The 16,993-nt window shown below is 42.8% G+C and carries 17 protein-coding genes; 13 read left to right on the top strand and 4 right to left on the bottom strand.

Annotation, left to right across the window (positions count from 1 at the left end):
* Window positions 1-414 precede the first annotated feature (414 nt).
* The 5 genes from MKY52_RS00865 to MKY52_RS00845 all read left to right on the top strand — a co-directional run bounded on the left by MKY52_RS00865 (window position 415) and on the right by MKY52_RS00845 (window position 3,164).
* Window positions 415-771 (top strand): carbohydrate binding domain-containing protein, encoded by a 357-nt coding sequence (locus MKY52_RS00865; RefSeq protein WP_341049305.1) that lies wholly within the window; start codon window positions 415-417, stop codon window positions 769-771.
* Between the two features lie 68 nt (window positions 772-839).
* Window positions 840-977 (top strand): hypothetical protein, encoded by a 138-nt coding sequence (locus MKY52_RS00860; protein WP_341049303.1) that lies wholly within the window; start codon window positions 840-842, stop codon window positions 975-977.
* Window positions 978-1,071: 94 nt separating this feature from the next.
* A complete protein-coding gene (locus tag MKY52_RS00855) occupies window positions 1,072-1,314 on the top strand; it encodes a hypothetical protein (RefSeq protein WP_341049301.1) in 243 nt (80 codons plus the stop codon).
* Between the two features lie 104 nt (window positions 1,315-1,418).
* Window positions 1,419-2,345: an AraC family transcriptional regulator gene (locus MKY52_RS00850; protein ID WP_231573406.1), complete on the top strand. Its 927-nt coding sequence runs from the start codon at window positions 1,419-1,421 to the stop codon at window positions 2,343-2,345.
* Between the two features lie 387 nt (window positions 2,346-2,732).
* Window positions 2,733-3,164, top strand: coding sequence for a GNAT family N-acetyltransferase (locus MKY52_RS00845; protein ID WP_341049299.1), 432 nt, complete (start codon window positions 2,733-2,735; stop codon window positions 3,162-3,164).
* A gap of 101 nt (window positions 3,165-3,265) precedes the next feature.
* Here MKY52_RS00845 and MKY52_RS00840 read toward each other — a convergent pair whose 3' ends face one another.
* Entirely contained in the window at window positions 3,266-4,657 is a 1,392-nt protein-coding gene (locus MKY52_RS00840) for a SpoVR family protein (protein ID WP_339269847.1), read from the bottom strand.
* Between the two features lie 318 nt (window positions 4,658-4,975).
* Between MKY52_RS00840 and MKY52_RS00835 the strand changes: the two genes are divergently transcribed.
* The 8 genes from MKY52_RS00835 to MKY52_RS00800 all read left to right on the top strand — a co-directional run bounded on the left by MKY52_RS00835 (window position 4,976) and on the right by MKY52_RS00800 (window position 13,164).
* Window positions 4,976-5,794, top strand: a complete 819-nt coding sequence (locus tag MKY52_RS00835) for an ROK family protein (RefSeq protein WP_341049296.1) — start codon at window positions 4,976-4,978, stop codon at window positions 5,792-5,794.
* A 26-nt stretch (window positions 5,795-5,820) separates the two neighbouring features.
* Window positions 5,821-6,582 (top strand): CPBP family intramembrane glutamic endopeptidase, encoded by a 762-nt coding sequence (locus MKY52_RS00830; RefSeq protein ID WP_042186303.1) that lies wholly within the window; start codon window positions 5,821-5,823, stop codon window positions 6,580-6,582.
* A 247-nt stretch (window positions 6,583-6,829) separates the two neighbouring features.
* The gene (locus MKY52_RS00825; RefSeq protein ID WP_341049295.1) at window positions 6,830-7,663 is read left to right on the top strand and encodes a DUF4362 domain-containing protein; all 834 of its coding nucleotides are present in this window, start codon (window positions 6,830-6,832) and stop codon (window positions 7,661-7,663) included.
* A 282-nt stretch (window positions 7,664-7,945) separates the two neighbouring features.
* A complete protein-coding gene (locus MKY52_RS00820) occupies window positions 7,946-8,659 on the top strand; it encodes a response regulator transcription factor (protein WP_341049294.1) in 714 nt (237 codons plus the stop codon).
* Complete coding sequence (locus tag MKY52_RS00815) at window positions 8,659-9,594, top strand: sensor histidine kinase (protein ID WP_341049292.1); 936 nt, start codon at window positions 8,659-8,661, stop codon at window positions 9,592-9,594. The genes MKY52_RS00820 and MKY52_RS00815 overlap by 1 nt, the downstream gene beginning before the upstream one ends.
* Window positions 9,595-9,711: 117 nt before the next feature.
* Window positions 9,712-10,632: an ABC transporter ATP-binding protein gene (locus MKY52_RS00810; protein ID WP_042186309.1), complete on the top strand. Its 921-nt coding sequence runs from the start codon at window positions 9,712-9,714 to the stop codon at window positions 10,630-10,632.
* Window positions 10,625-11,317 (top strand): ABC transporter permease, encoded by a 693-nt coding sequence (locus tag MKY52_RS00805; protein WP_042186312.1) that lies wholly within the window; start codon window positions 10,625-10,627, stop codon window positions 11,315-11,317. The genes MKY52_RS00810 and MKY52_RS00805 overlap by 8 nt, the downstream gene beginning before the upstream one ends.
* Window positions 11,318-11,523: 206 nt before the next feature.
* The gene (locus MKY52_RS00800; protein ID WP_341049290.1) at window positions 11,524-13,164 is read left to right on the top strand and encodes a PAS domain-containing sensor histidine kinase; all 1,641 of its coding nucleotides are present in this window, start codon (window positions 11,524-11,526) and stop codon (window positions 13,162-13,164) included.
* Between the two features lie 60 nt (window positions 13,165-13,224).
* Here the strand turns inward: MKY52_RS00800 and MKY52_RS00795 are convergent, their stop codons facing one another.
* From MKY52_RS00795 to MKY52_RS00785, 3 genes are all read right to left on the bottom strand, one after another.
* A complete protein-coding gene (locus tag MKY52_RS00795; RefSeq protein WP_341049289.1) occupies window positions 13,225-14,076 on the bottom strand; it encodes a DegV family protein in 852 nt (283 codons plus the stop codon).
* A 155-nt stretch (window positions 14,077-14,231) separates the two neighbouring features.
* Window positions 14,232-15,095: an AraC family transcriptional regulator gene (locus tag MKY52_RS00790; protein ID WP_341049288.1), complete on the bottom strand. Its 864-nt coding sequence runs from the start codon at window positions 15,093-15,095 to the stop codon at window positions 14,232-14,234.
* 144 nt (window positions 15,096-15,239) lie between these two features.
* Complete coding sequence (locus MKY52_RS00785) at window positions 15,240-16,922, bottom strand: glycoside hydrolase family 13 protein (RefSeq protein ID WP_341049286.1); 1,683 nt, start codon at window positions 16,920-16,922, stop codon at window positions 15,240-15,242.
* Window positions 16,923-16,993 lie beyond the last annotated feature (71 nt).

The raw sequence follows: 16,993 nt of genomic DNA, 5'->3' as shown, positions 1-16,993 counted from the left end.
AAGACACCGGATAAAGTATATGGGAAGCTTACTGAATCGATAGCGAAAATTGCATACATTATTCAGTTGAATCAAAGCAACCGTGTTCTCAATAGAGAGCAGGGTTGCTTTTTTGTTGTCTGTCGCAATGAAATCGATCGTCTACCATTGAGCGTTGAGATTCATTTCTATTATTTACTTCACTTTTTCCTACTAAGTACACTCTATTTTCGCACGCGAGCTTTTAATACATTCGCTACACTTGATGTTGAATATCCACTAACTTTGAAGCAAAGGGAAGGAGGGCTACGTAGCTGAACTAGCCTGTGAGGTGCTGAAGCATGAAGGCTTTGAGGTTGATGACCATTATAAGTATTGTGGAATTTCGGTAATAAGGGCGGATTTATTTTTGGTGAAATAAGGAGGATGGGTTAGATGATAAGACGACGCATCAGCAAAAAGATGGTGGTAAGCCTGGTACTGACAGTGATTTTAATGGCTCAGAATTTTGGAACCGCATACAAAACTGCCGATGCGGCACCTGTGGCGGACAGTTTTTTCTTGAACAATAGCTTTCAAGATGGAATTGATCAATGGTGGGTAGACACCAGTAAAGTAACGATAACTGCCCAGGATGGATGGGGGGAATTTGAACCGATTGTACCTGGAAGTGACGATTGGGATATATCGATAACAAACCCTACAGGTAAAGCATTGCAAGGAGGAACAGAATATACGCTTTCATTTGATGCGAAGGCAGAGCAAGCGGTGGAAATCATCTCATCCCATTAAAACCGAGCACTATCTATAAACTGGGTGTCTGGGGAAAGACAAATGGTGTTGGTACGACAGGAAGTGTAATGTTTGAATATCAAAAGCCAGGCGATAGCGAGTCTAAGGCTTACGGTACGATTCAATTTGATGCAACGAATACGGCGTATACATACAAAGAGATTACAGTTACGACGCCAGCGATAGTAGTAGTGGGGCTAAGTTAATAACGACTAAAGCTTTGGATATCGGAACTGAACCGAATAAGTATGAAATTCAGTTCACCCCATCAAATGAAGATAATGGATTACAGGATCTGCGTTGGTATGGAGTATTGAAGGTAGTCCGACCCATTCTTGGATTGGTTATCTCGTTCAGGTGTCTCTGCTCCAATCGAATGCTGTCGTTCCACTGCCTAACGTGGAGGAGTCCTTGGCTGTTGATCTAGGTTCAGGTCTGATGACAGGAACAGGTGAAAGTCAAGTATCACCTCAAATGCATACCACACGTTCTCAAGCCGCAGTTCTATTGTATCGATTACTAAAAAGGGATGGAGTGGCTTAATCAGGCCGCTTGATCCCTTTTTTTGCGCTTATTAAAGAGAATGAATAGGGGTTGAACACAGCTCAGCAAAACAGGAACAATCCTACTCGCTTGCAGTTGATATAATGAAATCACCGTACGGGGGAAGGCTGGTGCTGCACTTGAATTACAGTAAAGATATAGAGAAATGTGTTGAATATATTGAAGCTCATATCAAAGAAAATATAACAGTGGAAGAAATAGCCGCTGAGGTTGGATATTCGGTGTATCATTTTTGCCGAGTGTTCAGCTTATGCAAGGAAATGTCCGTGATGGAATATGTGCGGAGCCGGAAATTATCTTTAGCGTCCATTGAATTGTTTGCCGGTAGAAGAATCATTGATATCGCGCTGGACTATGGTTTTGAGACACAAAGTGGATTCACTAAGGCCTTTCGCAAGGCTTTTGGCTATAGCCCGACACAGTATGCCGCACGGATGGACGGATTTACTAAAGGAAAAACACTAATTGAAATCGGAGGTTTTATAATGAACCCTGTTATTGTTCGCAAGCCTGCATTTAAGGTCGCTGGGTATGGGATCCAAACTAATGTTGCTGGAAGTATGTACACCAAGGATATTGCATCTTTTTGGAGTCATTATGAGGGTGAGAATCTGGAGTCCAAAATGTATAAAATACTAAACCCGCCTAAACACGGAGAAGTCGGCTTATGTATTCCTTCCTCAGATAATGGTAATGCGACTTATCTTCTAGGTGTTATTGTAGAGGACTACTCTAAGGTGGAAGATGATATGTTGACGATGGATGTGCCAGAAGCCGAATATGCTGTGTTCACAACGCCGCCAGTGGATACATCAACGGATACAGAGCAAATACAGTTTGCACAGGTTATAAAAAGCACATGGAAGTATATCTTCGAAGAATGGTTTAAGGATAGTGGCTACGATTATGATGATAGTAAACTGGATTTCGAATTCTATGATGAACGCTGCCACTCGCGTCCGGATACGGTGATGGAGATCTATGTTCCTGTGAAAAAATCGACTGAATGATTTGAACGAAATAATAAAGCAAAGGGAAAGGCTCCTCGGTGATGCAGTAACTACGGGAATGTTTGGACTTTCGGTCGCTGTTGTCTCCAGATGTTCTTGATTTTTACCGCTTATGCGGATAACATCCGAAGACAAAGGCGAGCGCTACGCTCCTACAGTTCCAAACTTCCCTACGTTACTTTCACCTCTGCAGCATTTGCCATGTTCTAATTATTCAGTCGATACGGGGTGTCGACGTAAGAAGGTCCGCAGCGGGTTACACGCTGCGGGCTTTCTCATTTATTGTAGCTAAAATGAATTGATTAGGACATGATTGACGTTTATCCCCTCCCGTAGTCTAATAGATTAAATAGACGTGTAACTTGATAATCTCGGGGAGTGAAACAGATGATTAGAGAAGCAAAAGTAGAGGACTGGAAAAACATATCCGAATTATTAGAGCAGTTGGGTTATCCAGAGACAGAAGCATTCATGCAAGAAAAAATAGAAAAGCTAGTCCTGCATCCGGATGAGGAATTATTAGTTTTCGAGGAAGATCATAAAGTAGTCGCCTGCATTTCCATGCATTACATACCTCAATTAGGGCTCACAGGGGATACTGCAATTATAAGCTATCTTGTGGTAAGTAATGCGATTAGGAGCAAAGGCATTGGACGGATGCTTGAGGAATATTGCACTGATTTAGCTAGAAAAAGAAACTGTGACCGAATTCAAGTTCATTGCCACTCTAGAAGAACTGATGCGCATAGATTTTATGCCCGACAAGGATTTAATGAGGCTCCGAAATATTTTTCAAAGATGTTAAATGAATCCGAATAATCAACAGACCAAATAAAGAGCGGCAGACCAGGGACGTACTATGCGTCCAGTTCTGCCGCTTTATTTTTCAAGCAATAGAGCACTATTCACTTATTCCTCTTTTAAATAAACTTCCGCTGCACCTTTTTGCCATCATACGAGAACCGCGCCTTTTTGTCCTCCACGACGGTCTGCAGATGAACGGTGCGCCCCCATAATGAGTAGATATGCGGGAGTGTACGCTCCAGGTACTTCAGGTCCAGCTCGATACTTTCATAGCGGTGGGTGATAAATAACTCGCCATTCTTCTCGAAGTCGGCATCCTCTATGACCAAGTAAGGTGACCCGCCATTGACTCGAGCGAGCACCAGTTGATCCCGTACATTTTCCCATGCTTTGTCGGTGATTTTCCATTCCGGACCTTTTTTCTCAAAAACATAAAGATCGAGGTCGTTCACCAGTTCTTTGGACAGATAGCTGCGGATAAAAGAAGTATCAGACTCCAACTCGCGAACCTCAAATATTTTCTCGCGGTCCCAGCGGCGTTCGATGTCTTCAAAAATCTTTAACCCCAGGTAGTATGGATTCAGGCTTTGCCGTGAGGGCTGCACGACGGAGGAATTTAGTTTAGCGTATTCTACGGTTTCCTCAACCGTTAGATCCAGTTCACGGACGATACGCTGATGCCAGTACGAAGCCCAGCCTTCGTTCATGATCTTCGTCTCCATTTGTGGCCAGAAGTAGAGCATTTCATCATGAAGCATCGTCATAATATCGCGCTGCCAATCCTCCAAGACGGTGGAATATTGCTGGATGAACCAGACAATATCTTTTTCCGGCTCAGGTGGGAACGCACGATTTCCGGATGCTGCTTCCTGTGGTCCAGAATTGCTCTTGTCTAGATTCCATAACTCGTCGTACGGATTAGCTGGTTTGGAGCCACCCGGAGGGGCATCCTTGAGTTCTTTCATTTTGGCTTCCAGCAGATGGGTCTTACCTAGCTTGCGCGGCTGAATCAGGCTGGGATCTATATGCTCTTGAATGGCCAGCACGGAATCGATGAAGCGCTCCACTGCATCGGTACCGTAGGTTACTGAATAGCCGGCGATCCGATCCGCTGTAGCCGACATGCTCTCGACCATATCCCGGTTGGACATGGAGAAACGCATGTTATTTTTGAAAAAATCGCAGTGCGCCAGCACGTGAGCTACGATCAGCTTGTTCTGAATCAGCGAGTTTCCGTCGAGCAGAAAGGCATAACAAGGGTTGGAGTTAATGACGAGCTCGTATATTTTACTCAGCCCGAAATCGTATTGGGATTTCATTTTGTGAAATGTTTTTCCGAAGCTCCAGTGACCAAATCGTGTCGGCATTCCATAAGCGCCGAATGTATAAATAATATCTGCAGGGCATATTTCATAACGCATGGGATAAAAATCCAAGCCGAAGCCAGTAGCTATTTCCGTAATTTCAGCAATCGCTCGCTCCAACGCATTAATTTCTTCGCTTGGCATGATTCTGTGCTCCCTCCTATAATTCTGTAGATCCAACCTGAATAAACCCTCACGAAATGGGGTTTGGCTTCATATAGATGGGTCGATCAATGTAGTTCATATTATGTATATGGGTAGGGGAGGGGCAATATGACGGGAGGGAGAATCCGTTATATATCTTTATGATTTTCTCAAGGTGATTCGTAAGTAGCTTGCAGTTATCAAAATACCATCATATTAATTATCGTGGAGAATTATTAATTCAATAGAACAATAGAATGGTTATGGCGCACGAGTAGTGAAAGCTGGCGTATCCAAGGCATGGGATGTGAGTCTCCTTTGAAGCCTAAAGTCGTGATCGCTTTAGACGTGGGAGGAACCTTTATTAAGTCTGGTTTGGTCGTGGATGGAGATTTGCTACAGGCTAGCTGCAAACAACATCCTTCCTTCGCTGACCAAGATGCCGATGTGATTATAGACCAATTTATTTCTATATTTGAAGATCAATATCAGTTCTATTCCGTTACACTAGGGAAATCCTCAGACTGTACTTGGCGCATCGGTCTCGCTTTTCCCGGGCCCTTTGATTATCAGCAAGGCATCTGTTATATTCAGGGGCTTAGTAAATATGAGGCGTTGTATGGTGAGAATATACGAGAAGTATTATATACCCGGTTCAATACCTTACAACATAAGGAATGGGCGAAGCACCTGCTGCAGGCAGATATTCGATTTGAGAATGATGCGAAGCTGTTTGCCTTAGGCGTAAGCAGATTATTTCCAAATGAACGATATATTTCGTTAACTTTAGGGACAGGGTTAGGCTCCGCATTTATTGATCGTGCATTGATCCTGAACGAAGGACCAGGTGTTCCCAAGGACGGTTGGCTTTTTGATAAACCTTTCCTGGAGAGCACCATAGATAACGCCTTCTCACGTCGCGGAATTCTTCGCCTGGCTGAGCAGATGGGAGCTCTAGAAAAAGGAATGGACGTGAAGGACCTCGCAGATCAAGCAAGAAACGGGAATAGCTTGTGCTGCAAGGTGTTATTTTTATGCTCCATCTTCGGCCAGAAATTGAGCATTTCATCAGGGATTATAAATGAACTTGTCGGTTCATTTATAGTTCATATTCCAGTGATAGGATTCACAGTATAATAATAAGCGTTGGAAGGTCGTGCAACATGACAAAAGTAAAACAAACCGTAGATTATCCATTGTATAATGGACAGCCGTATTTCATGCCTATTGGCAAATGGGTAGTGATCCTTGCAAGTATCGTTGTAGGCTATTTAACAATGACAGTAGAGATTCCTTTTCTGCCTAATGAAGTGCAGAGCAAGATTGCTCCGTTTCTATTCACGCTGTTTCCGTTAATCGCATTAGTGTGGGCAACCAAAGGGAAGTTAGGAATTCTCTTCAAAAAGCCTGAAGTAAGTCATGTATTATACGGGATTTTATTCTTTATTATTAATTTCATCGTAACGTTGGGGGTAGCCGCGCTGCTTTCATCGATGGGAGCTGTAACAGTAAATGCGGTGCTAGGTCATGGGGATACCCTTTCAACAGGTGAGAAGCTCTGGACATTGTTCTTCTCAGGATTTCAATTAATTGGCGAGGAATTGTTAACGATCTTGCCATTCCTGGCGATTATGCAGCTTTGCTTTATTGGCTTTAAAATGTCACGTAAGGCGTCCGTGTTTATTGCATTAATCGTAACAGCGCTCATTTTTGGTGCACTACACTTAAAAACGTACAATTTTAATTTTGCTCAGGCCATTCTGGGAATCGGAATCGCTCGAATTATTCTAACGCTTGCTTACATGAAAACAAAGAATATCTGGACGTCGATCATTGCACATATTTTAAATGACTGGGCAATATTTGGGACTAGTATGTTAGGTGGCGCAGTAGCAGCACCGTTCCTGATGCATTTCTTGCATTAAGAACCGGAGAATTTCCGTAGACTCACAAAGAGGTTAAGCATATAGTGCAATAGATATTGAGGAGATTTCTGAGGTACAGAAGCACAGCTGATTGGATATCCAATCGGCTTTTTTTGCTATCTAGTTTAAATTTCTATCAATCTCTCTATCATCAGATATCCCTCTGAAGGGATACCCAGCCCCCGTTATTATTGGTATACTTTAACAAAAGATTCTACTTATGGAGTGTTTAAGGAGGTTATGATCGATGAGATCGAGCGGTATTCTTCTGATTTTTATAGCGCTTATAGTAACCGGTTGCTTTAACCAGCCATCCAATGGAGAAGACAAATTCACAACTAACATTAATGAACAAGAAGATGTGATAAACAGCCATGGAATGATTGTTAAGAATCTTAAGAAGCTGGATGCTTTTATCCAAAATAAAGCGGGTAAGCAGCGTGTGGTTCATTACACAATTGAGGGTGATCCGATCTTTAATGACTTGAAATATACTGACCAAGGGATTGAAATGCGGCATGATAATTCCGAAGATACGTTTGGTAGTCCCCAAGTAACCACATACACTTGTCAGAACCTTGTTAGAAACGAAACGGATAAACTTCTGTCGTATACCTTAACGGGCTGCGAGGGCGAACAAGCAAAGATCGAGCTGCTACAGATTCCTTTTGACGTAACGAAACAAGATAAGTTTGAGTTTGTTTTAAAGTATGGTGTGAACCAAAAGAACGAAATTAATACGATGGAGAAGAAGTTGGTCAAAGATCTCCAGAATGGGGAAGTAGTCGAGGTTAGCGATTTTGAGCTTTCTGAACAGGAACGAGGACAAATCTATAAAGAAATGGTACTAGCGAATTACTTAGGTGAAAAAGAGTTATCTACCGAGTGTAATCGAAAACCTGCTGTAAGTTACGATTTATCGGTTCAGATTAATAGTGGAGAGCGTCATTATCAGTGGACAGAATGCCAGAATACTGAGGATGACGGTCAGATGACTGAACTAGCCCAAGCGATCATTAAGATCGTGCAGGCCGGAAGCATTTATAAGCAACTGCCTGAGGTTAAGGGGCATTACGAATAATTTAAATAAGTTGAACTAAAACATTCTAAAAAGGAAGAGTGGCGGAGGGGAAGTTTGGAACTGTAGGAGCGATAGCGTTCGCCTGAAAGCTTTCCGTAGGAAAGCTCGCTTCGGAAGCATGGGTCGTCACCGGATTTCAACCGTGAAACACGGTATATAATCAAGAAATCTGGGGACAACAGCGACCGGAAGTCCAAACATTCACCGCAGTCACGTTTACCTTAAAGAAATACCTTGAGTTTTTAACTAATTTTTATTCTCAGATCATTGGAGGCAGCATTCATGCACCGAATATTGTTAATTGAAGATGACGAAGCAATTAGTGAAATGGTTAGGTCCTATTTAGTAAAAGAGGGCTATGAAGTGGAAACGGCGTTTGATGGTGAAGTAGCGGAAAGGACATTCCGTACTAGTAATCCTTTTGATCTTGTATTATTAGATCTCATGCTGCCCAAGCGCAGCGGTACTGATATTCTCCAGACGATCCGTGCGACAAGTCTAGTTCCGGTGTTGATCATGTCAGCCAAGGACAGCGATGTGGATAAAGCGCTTGGACTTGGCTTTGGGGCGGATGATTATATTACCAAGCCATTTTCAATGATCGAATTAGCTGCAAGAGTGAAGGCTGCGATTCGAAGAGCGGGTTATGCTACCCCCACCATCCAACCGGAAGCTCAAATTCCTGCGAAGCAAAAAATTTCCATTGGTGGCCTGACTGTAGATTTGGATAATTTCTCTGCGCTAAAGAACGGGGAAGAAGTGAAGTTAACGTCTAAGGAATTTCATATTCTTAAGCTGTTCGTTACGCATCCGGGCAGGGTCTTCACCAAAGCGCAGATTTATGCTAGCGTATGGGCAGATGATTATTTCGGAGATGAGAACGTTATTAATGTACATATGAGAAGATTACGCGAAAAAATAGAAGATGATCCCTCCCATCCAGAGTTCATCAAGACGTTGTGGGGGATCGGATATAAGCTGGGAGAGCAGCTATAATGAGCATGGCGCTTAGTGTGGTCATTGTACTCCTGCTCGTCGTCATTGTATGGCAATATCAGCATTCGCGTAAAGCTTCTAGAGACCTGAAATATATTCATGACAAGCTAAGTAGCATCATGGCTGAAGGTTCACACGAAAGACTGCTGTTATTCAGTAGTAATGTGGAGCTGCAAAGTGTGCTGATTGATCTAAATCGGCTGCTCGACATTAATCATAAAGGAAGCATTGAGCGCGTGAAGCTGGAGAAGTCCATGCGTAATATGCTGTCGAACATTTCCCACGATCTTAAGACTCCGCTAACGGTAGTACTCGGTTATATTGAGACGATTCAGCAGGATGAACTTATGCCAGCCGAGGAACGGGAACGTATGATGAACACAATTCACCAAAAAGCGAATGAAGTGATCCATCTGATGAACAAGTTCTTTGACTTGGCCAAGCTGGAATCGGGGGATCGGGAAATCAATCTTTCACGTGTTGAGGCAGGCGAGGTATGCAGACGTAATATTCTCTCTTTCTATAATATCCTTAGCGCCAAGGGCAGTGAGGTAGAGATAGAGATTCCTGATGACTCGCTTTATTTCATGGGAAACGAAGAGGCGCTTGACCGGATATTGACCAATTTGTTATCGAATGCGATTGCTTACGGGGATGCCGGAGGCGTATTAGGTTTGAAACTCTATAGTGATAAGAATAAAGTATACATAGATGTTTGGGACAGGGGAAAAGGCATTAGTGAAGTTCACCAGGATAAAGTATTCGAACGGCTCTATACACTGGAGGATTCGAGAAATCGATCATATCAAGGGAGTGGTCTGGGTCTGACGATCACCAAAAGATTAACGGAGCAGATGAATGGTACCATTACACTGGTTAGTCAACCGTTTGTGAGAACAGTATTTACCCTTTCTTTTCGTAGATTAAGCTTCTAAAGAATGAAATTGTGTACAGCTTAAGATTTTTGTAAGAATCGAGTAATAAAAAAGAAAATTCTGCTGTGTACAATAAGAACTAAGGAAGACGAGACGAAAACAAAGGGGAGCACGGAAATGACTACGATACTGCGAACAAGAAATTTAACGAAAACCTACCAAGGCAAAGAAGCCGTTAGCAATGTGAATATGAATATTAAACAAGGTGAAATTTATGGCTTTCTTGGACCGAACGGTGCCGGCAAAACAACAGTGATGAAAATGATCACGAACCTCGTTAAACCGACAAGCGGTGAGATTGAGTTTTTTAATGAAAAAATGACAAATCATTCGTATGAAATGCTCAAACGGATGGGCTGCATCATTGAATATCCAGTGTTTTATGATAAACTCACAGCCAAGGAAAACCTGATCCTGCATGGAGAATATATGGGCTATTATGATCCGCAAGCGATTGGCGAAGCGCTGGAGCTGGTAAAGCTTACGGGTATCGATAAAAAGCCGGTGAAGCAATTTTCGCTTGGGATGAAGCAGCGCCTTGGTATTGCCAGAGCCTTTATGACGAAACCGGAGCTACTCATTCTGGATGAGCCGATTAATGGATTAGACCCTGTGGGAATCAAAGAGATGCGCGAAGTGTTCCGGATGCTTAGCCGTGAATATGGAATGACGTTACTTGTATCTAGTCATATTCTGGGGGAAATCGAGCAGATTGCTGATACTATCGGTGTGATCCGGCAGGGTGCTCTGGTAGAAGAGGTGGCGATGGATTCCATTCGCGGTCAAAATACAGAATATATCGAAGTGGTTACGAATGAGATTAACAAAGCAGTGTACGTGTTGGAGCACAAGCTTGGCCTCAATAACTTCAAAGTACTAGATCATATTACAGTAAGAATCTATGACGGTGGAATCTCACAACGTGATCTGAATAAGGCGTTAGTGCTAGCAGACGTGGAGATTGAGAGCATCAGCAAGAAACAACATACGCTGGAAGATTATTTTTTACAATTGATTGGGGGTGAAGGCGTTGCTTAAATTAATATCTTTGGAGATTCGGAAGAATAAGCTAAAGACCCTTCTTACAGGGGCAGCAATCGTCAATCTCGCTATTCTTGGGTTTATGATTATGGTTTTATTCGTTGATCGAAATGAGAATGAACCGTCGTTCGCTTCTTACGCAGATATGTTTGAGGGTGTGTTCGTCTTTGTTAAGGCTGCTTATATTATTTTCGCTTCCGTTATTATTAGCAAGCTGGTGATTGATGAGTATAAGAACAACACGATTACTCTTCTTTTCATGTACCCTATCTCACGTAAAAAGCTAATGACTGCGAAAATATTGATAGTGTTCGCCTTCACATTTGTTGCCATCATCGTGTCAGACATTGTGGTTGGCGCTATCCTAATAGGATTCAATTCTTTTGTAGGGCTTATTCCGGGTGAGTTAAACCTTCCCATGATCACTTCAGAGCTGATCAAGTTAGGCGCAAACGCATTTTACGCAGCGGGCATTGCTTTGATTCCTTTGTACTTTGGAATGAAGAAAAAATCAGTCCCTGCCACCATCGTCTCGGCGGTGTTAGTTACGTCCCTAATTTCGGGTGGATTTGATCAAGCACGCTTAGGTAATTTAGCGGCGGTGTCGATCTCACTTGGCTTGATAGGAGCAGGTATTGCCTATATGGCGATTCGCAATATTGACCATAAAGATATAGCCTAAAATATTTATAGAAATCCCTCTTAAGAATCTCAGTACGATGTGTAAGTCATCGTGGTTGGGTTCTAAAGGGGGATTTAGTGTTTATCTGCGACCGATTAAAGTATATTTGCTATAATGGTCAAAATAGAAGAATTTAAAATTTGAGATGATTTCCGCTCATTTTAGGGTAATGATAATGGATGAGAGAGCCTGAGGTGAAATGAATTGTGGATAAAGACTGGACGTCCATTCTAACACGATTGCTTTCGGAAGAGAGCGCTTATAAATCGTTATATGACCATCATCCTAATTTGATATTTGTGTTGGATCGGCAAGGTCGCTGCGTAGGAACGAATCGTACGTTCTATCTAGAACCCAGTGCAGAAGCATCGTTCCAAGATATAGGTCTGACAGCACTTAAAAGAATATACCTTGTTGATGTAGCTAGTTTTGAGGCTGCCCTGCAAGGGAATCCCTCTAGCTTTGAATTGCAAGATGTGAACAATCCCAAAGCGGACGTTGTGAAGGGAAACTTTATTCCTATAACGATAGACGAGGGAATTGTCGGGGTATTCGCGATCATACAAGTGGATAACAGCAACTATCATCATTATTCGGAAGGGTTACATGACTGGCTAAACGCATTAGCAGATTCTTTTCATGCTAAATTATCGGATAAGGTAGAACTAGAGTCAAACTTCAAATCTACTTTTGCTGCTGAAGTCGAAGATAAACGAGCGAACCTTATTCTGAACTCCGTCTCAGCTGGAATATTCGTACTAGATAATATAGGGCGAACGCTCTTTATTAACCGTGAGGGAGCAGATATGTTAGGTTACCAGCCTACAGAATTGGTTGGCCTGAAGCTGATGGAATATATTCATCAAATCCAAGGCGATGGCTCACGTTATTCAACCCCTGATTGTCAGATCAGTCTTACAATTGCAGATGGAATTATCCGCAGGAAAGACGATGAGATCTTCTGGCGTAAGGATGGAACCAGCTTTTTTGTCAATTATCGGGTCTCGCCTCTTATGGATGGGGGGATGATCTCAGGAGCAGTTATTGCTTTTAGTGATATTACGAATGCGAAAGAAATCATTCGCGCTAAAGAATCTGCGGAACAGGCGGCGCAAGCCAAATCTGATTTCTTAGCGATGATGAGTCATGAAATTCGGACACCGATGAATGGAATGATAGGGATGTCAGATCTTTTACTTGAAACTGATCTTGGAGAAGAACAGCGGGGGTTTGTCGAGATTTTACGAAGCTGTAGTTACACGCTTTTACAGATCTTGAATGACATTCTTGATTTCAGCAAGATGGAAGCGGGTAAAATGCCACTGCAAACCGAATCGTTTGAACTTCGAGAGATGATATCGGACATCATTGATTTATTTACACCTAAAGCCGAAGAGAAGAAGCTGGCCTTGCGGTGGTGGGCGGATACGAGTGTTCCAACAACGTTACTGGCTGATCCGATCCGTTTGCGACAGATTATTGTCAATCTGGTAGGCAATGCTCTGAAATTCACAGAACATGGGAGCGTTACACTATCGGTTAAGAACATTCCACTTTCGGATTCAAAAGAATATTTATTGGAATTCTCTGTCCGTGATACAGGTGTTGGGATTGCCGATAATAAACTCAATTTATTATTTCAATCCTTCTCACAGCTGCACCCGACCATCAACCGTAAATATGGCGGTACAGGGTTGGGACTCGCTATTTGTAAGCAACTAGTTGAGCTGATGGGTGGGACAATTTTTGTAGAAAGTGAAGAGAATAAAGGTTCAACGTTCCGGTTTATGTTACCCTTCATAAAAAAAGAGGTCGAGTTAAATTCAACTTCAAATCAGGAGGGGTAAACGCACAAATCCCCGGTCCATTGTCTTACGAAGCAATGGCCGGAGATTTGCGTTAGATTATTAATCTTGAAGCATATACATGAGACCTACAGTATGTGGGCCACAATGGCTACCAATAACACAACCTGCGTTGAGGATAGCGATCTCATTCACTTGAGTTTTCTCTCGTATCGCTGTCTCTAGATAGCGAGCATCTTCTTCCGCTAAGGTATGAACAACGATGAGCAGCTCTTTATCCATCCGATCGACGTTAACCAAGGCGTTCTGGAGCATTTGTTCCACGGCTTTTTCTTTTTTGCCACGAATTTTACTAGTAGGTACGATGCTGCCGTCTACAAGTCTAAGAACAGGACGAATTTTTAGCAGACTACCGATGAAATTCTGCATACCTGAACAGCGTCCACCCATATATAAGTAATCTAGCGTATCTACCACGAATTCTGTTTCTACAAGATTACGACTCTGCTTCAGCATAGCTGCAATCTCAATGGCACTGTAACCTTTTTCAGCGGCTCTGACAGCTTTCATAACGAGAAGAGCGATGCCTCCACATAAGGTCTGTGAATCAATAACCTGTACACGCCCCTCTGGGAATTCCCCAGCAGCCAAAAGTGCATTCTGATATGTAGAGGACAGTGATGAGGAGAGACTGATATATACAATATCATCTCCACGGCTAATTACCGGATGAAAAGCGGCGATAAAGTCAGCTGGCGAAGGCGCGGCCGTCTTTGGCAATACTCCGCTTGCTGCGACACGGCGATACACTTCTTCTGGTGTGATATCTTCACCATCTTTGTAGGTTCCTTCTTCAAAGACTACGTAAAGGGGAACGATGCCGATATTAAAAGTATTCTTCCAACCTTGAGGCAAATCGGAAGTGCTGTCTGAAAATATTTTTACAGTAGACATGAATTTCTCCTTCACCGATAATCGGACGACAATAGTCATTATTGAATCACATAATCTATTTATTATACCAAGATAAAGCCGATTCTCAAAATGAAATCGTAGAAATTCTGAAAGAAAGAAAGACTATCCGGAATTCCGAATAGTCTAAGTAAGCATTAATTTTTTTTCATAACCGGTATCCAGATCTCGCAGCGATAATCCTCAGCATCAGGTCTTCCCGGAAGGTATAGCTCAAACTCGGGTCCTCCTGTATGCTCATAGCCTGTTGCAGGGAACCACTCCTGAAAGATCCGTGACCATGCTTGCTGAATAGCATTCGGCATTGGCCCTACTGAGGTGAACACAGCCCAACTCGCAGCTGGTATCGTCGTAGAAGCAAAGCCCTGAGCATCCGTCTCTGGAGAGGCTTCGACAGCAATCCAATAGGAGAAGGTTTCTTTTTCGTGATTGAAATCTTTACAAATACCAAGGATGTCCTTATCAACACCGATCTCAATCAGCTTATCCGACGTACCATTTTCATTAGTTTCAATCCACAGCTGGGGGATACGGCGTAAATTCTCCCCATCTTTCGTTGTCATTTCCTCTACTAGTCCGATAACATTAAAAGCGTCTCTTGTCTCAATTCTGTAGTCCATTTCTTTATCTCCCTTCAGTGATAGATGGAAGGAGAGTCTAGGGAAGGCTTTGAGCTGTACCCCTGACTCCCGCGCAGCAGAAGGAGTAATTCCATGTGCTTTGCGGAATGCTTTGGCAAACGACTCGGGAGAGTCATATCCGTATTTTAATGAGACATCTAGTACCTTAACTTTAGATATAGCGAGTTCCTGTGCCGCCAGAGTTAGTTTCCGTTTACGGATATAGTCTTTGACTGATACTCCGGTGAGCATGTAGAACATACGCTGGAAATGAAAAGGGGAGGAATAAGCAACCTTTGCTATATCTTCTATATTAAAGGTTTCTTCCATTTTGCTCTCCATATAATCTAAAGCTTCTTTCATGCGGATAAGCCATTCCAAGCCTGCCATCTCCCTTTGAGTTCATACTATCATGCCACCATTTGCAAATCCTGTTATTCCTTGCTCTCTAATGACAGGTTGCTGATGGAAGAATGATCTTAACAAAATCATCCTATATAGTATAACTCAGTAAGGTGGAGAGAGTCAGCTTTGTAATCTGTACACTCTTGCTTCGTAAGGACGCAGAATTTCTCGTGTTGGAGATTCATCCGGGTAATTTCCAATGATTAAATCAGTAACGGTGCTCAGCTCAGCGGAGAGATCAACGGTTTGAGGAGCCTCGTTGAAGTTCAGCAGGATCAGCCATTGTTCATCCTCTAAAGTTCTTGTATAAGCATAAAGGTTCTCATGATCAGGCAGTAGCAGCTTATATTCTCCATATACCATAATCGGGTTCTTTTTGCGTAAAGCTATTAGTTCCTGGTAGTAGTAGAAGATGGAATCAGAATCCGCCAATGCTTGCTCCACATTAATTTCCTTGTAAATCGGATTTACTTTGAGCCATGGTTCTCCTTCTGAAAATCCAGCATTAGCAGATGCATTCCATTGCATTGGGGTACGGGCGTTGTCTCGGCCTTTGACATGGATAGCGTTCAGAATCGTTTCATGATCTGCGCCACCCTCAGTTACTTTTTCACGGTACATATTCAGAATTTCGATGTCTTTATAATCTTCCAGCGTTGTGAATTTTACATTCGTCATCCCAATTTCTTCACCTTGGTAAATATAAGGGGTGCCTTTAAGTGTATGTAGTAAGGTAGCGAGCATTTTGGCAGATATTACGCGATACTTCCCATCATCACCAAATCGTGAAACCATACGCGGCTGGTCATGATTGTTTAAGTACAGACTATTCCAACCCTTGTCAGCCAGACCGACCTGCCATTTATGAAGTATGTCGCGCAGTTTAGTTAATGTCCATGGGGCTACATCCCATTTGCCTCCTGGGCCGGAATCTACGTCCATATGCTCGAATTGGAATACCATTTGAAGTTCTTCACGATCTTCGTCTGTGTAAAGAACGGCATCCTCTACTGAAGCCCCTGGCGTTTCCCCGACGGTCATAATGTCATAGCTTGAAAGAATCTTTTGGTTCATTTCATGTAAAAACTCATGGACTCGGGGGCCATTCATAAAGTAATCGCCACCCCAAGCAAGTTCCTCTGGCGCCTCGCCCTCGATTTGAAAGGAAGGTAGCCCTTCCGCTTTAGAAATCAAATTAATGACGTCCATCCGCAATCCATCCACACCCTTGTCGAGCCAGAAGGTAATCATCTTGTATAATTCCTCGCGCAGCTTTGGATTGTCCCAGTTGAGATCTGGTTGCTTGCGTGAGAATAGATGTAGATAGTATTCACCGGTAGTCTCATCTAGTTCCCAAGCCGGACCGCTGAAGATGGAACTCCAATTGTTTGGACGTTCGCCATTCGGTCCACCTGGACGCCATATGTAGTAATCACGGTATGGATTATCTTTTGACGAACGGGACTCTACGAACCATTGATGTTCATCAGAAGAGTGGTTGATTACAAGATCCATCATTAGCTTAATGCCACGATCATGCAGTCCAGTCAGTAGTTCCTCCCAGTCTTTTAGCGTGCCGAACTCATCCATAATATCTTCGTAATCGCTGATGTCATAACCATTATCATCATTTGGCGATTTATATACTGGTGACAACCAAACTACATCGACACCGAGCTTCTGCAAATAATCCAGACGTGAAATGATGCCTTGCAGATCTCCAATACCGTCACCATTACTATCTTGAAAGCTGCGTGGATAAATTTGATAAACGACAGCTTCCTTCCAAAAGGTTCTTTTCATTAATAATCACTCCTTATATAAGTTATCCATTTAGGAAAAAAATAAAGAGACCCTAAAAAGCTATTGGCTCC

The sequence above is a fragment of the Paenibacillus sp. FSL P4-0184 genome (assembly GCF_038004625.1).
In the GTDB taxonomy this organism is placed as follows: domain Bacteria; phylum Bacillota; class Bacilli; order Paenibacillales; family Paenibacillaceae; genus Paenibacillus_AQ.
This window is presented reverse-complemented; position numbering and strand designations above follow the sequence as displayed.